This is a genomic window from Enterobacter mori LMG 25706, from assembly GCF_000211415.1.
Lineage (GTDB): Bacteria > Pseudomonadota > Gammaproteobacteria > Enterobacterales > Enterobacteriaceae > Enterobacter > Enterobacter mori.
This window is the reverse complement of sequence record NZ_GL890774.1, coordinates 16,848-18,710: the sequence shown is the minus strand read 5'-3', so window position 1 is coordinate 18,710 and position 1,863 is coordinate 16,848. Positions and strand designations below refer to the sequence as shown.

Genomic DNA, 1,863 nt, shown 5'->3' with positions numbered 1-1,863 from the left:
GACACGGAACAACGGCACACACGCCGCCGGGTCAGCAGAGAAAAGCGAAAATAAACGCTTGACTCTGAAGCGGGAAAGCGTAATATGCACACCCCGCGCCGCTGCGAAAAGCGAAGCGGCACTGCTCTTTAACAATTTATCATACAATCTGTGTGGGCACTCAAAGTGACATGGATTCTTAATGTCTTCGGACAATAAATGAATACCAAGTCTCTGAGTGAACTTACATAATTCATTACTAATTTTAATTCACTAGATTCAAATTTAAATTGAAGAGTTTGATCATGGTTCAAATTGAACGCTGGCGGCAGGCCTAACACATGCAAGTCGAGCGGCAGCGGGAAGTAGCTTGCTACTTTGCCGGCGAGCGGCGGACGGGTGAGTAATGTCTGGGAAACTGCCTGATGGAGGGGGATAACTACTGGAAACGGTAGCTAATACCGCATAATGTCGCAAGACCAAAGAGGGGGACCTTCGGGCCTCTTGCCATCAGATGTGCCCAGATGGGATTAGCTAGTAGGTGGGGTAACGGCTCACCTAGGCGACGATCCCTAGCTGGTCTGAGAGGATGACCAGCCACACTGGAACTGAGACACGGTCCAGACTCCTACGGGAGGCAGCAGTGGGGAATATTGCACAATGGGCGCAAGCCTGATGCAGCCATGCCGCGTGTATGAAGAAGGCCTTCGGGTTGTAAAGTACTTTCAGCGGGGAGGGAGGTGTTGAGGTTAATAACCTCAGCAATTGACGTTACCCGCAGAAGAAGCACCGGCTAACTCCGTGCCAGCAGCCGCGGTAATACGGAGGGTGCAAGCGTTAATCGGAATTACTGGGCGTAAAGCGCACGCAGGCGGTCTGTCAAGTCGGATGTGAAATCCCCGGGCTCAACCTGGGAACTGCATTCGAAACTGGCAGGCTAGAGTCTTGTAGAGGGGGGTAGAATTCCAGGTGTAGCGGGGAAATGCGTAGAGATCTGGAGGAATACCGGTGGCGAAGGCGGCCCCCTGGACAAAGACTGACGCTCAGGTGCGAAAGCGTGGGGAGCAAACAGGATTAGATACCCTGGTAGTCCACGCCGTAAACGATGTCGACTTGGAGGTTGTGCCCTTGAGGCGTGGCTTCCGGAGCTAACGCGTTAAGTCGACCGCCTGGGGAGTACGGCCGCAAGGTTAAAACTCAAATGAATTGACGGGGGCCCGCACAAGCGGTGGAGCATGTGGTTTAATTCGATGCAACGCGAAGAACCTTACCTACTCTTGACATCCAGAGAACTTAGCAGAGATGCTTTGGTGCCTTCGGGAACTCTGAGACAGGTGCTGCATGGCTGTCGTCAGCTCGTGTTGTGAAATGTTGGGTTAAGTCCCGCAACGAGCGCAACCCTTATCCTTTGTTGCCAGCGGTTCGGGCGGGAACTCAAAGGAGACTGCCAGTGATAAACTGGAGGAAGGTGGGGATGACGTCAAGTCATCATGGCCCTTACGAGTAGGGCTACACACGTGCTACAATGGCGCATACAAAGAGAAGCGACCTCGCGAGAGCAAGCGGACCTCATAAAGTGCGTCGTAGTCCGGATTGGAGTCTGCAACTCGACTCCATGAAGTCGGAATCGCTAGTAATCGTAGATCAGAATGCTACGGTGAATACGTTTCCCGGGCCTTGTACACACCGCCCGTCACACCATGGGAGTGGGTTGCAAAAGAAGTAGGTAGCTTAACCTTCGGGAGGGCGCTTACCACTTTGTGATTCATGACTGGGGTGAAGTCGTAACAAGGTAACCGTAGGGGAACCTGCGGTTGGATCACCTCCTTACCTTAAAGAACCTGCCTTTGTAGTGCTCACACAGATTGTCTGATGAATGATAAA

The 1,863-nt window shown here is 52.5% G+C and carries 1 rRNA gene; it reads left to right on the top strand.

Annotation, left to right across the window (positions count from 1 at the left end):
* Positions 1 to 266 precede the first annotated feature (266 nt).
* Positions 267 to 1,809, top strand: a 16S ribosomal RNA gene (locus ENTMO_RS0101965).
* Positions 1,810 to 1,863: the final 54 nt, after the last annotated feature.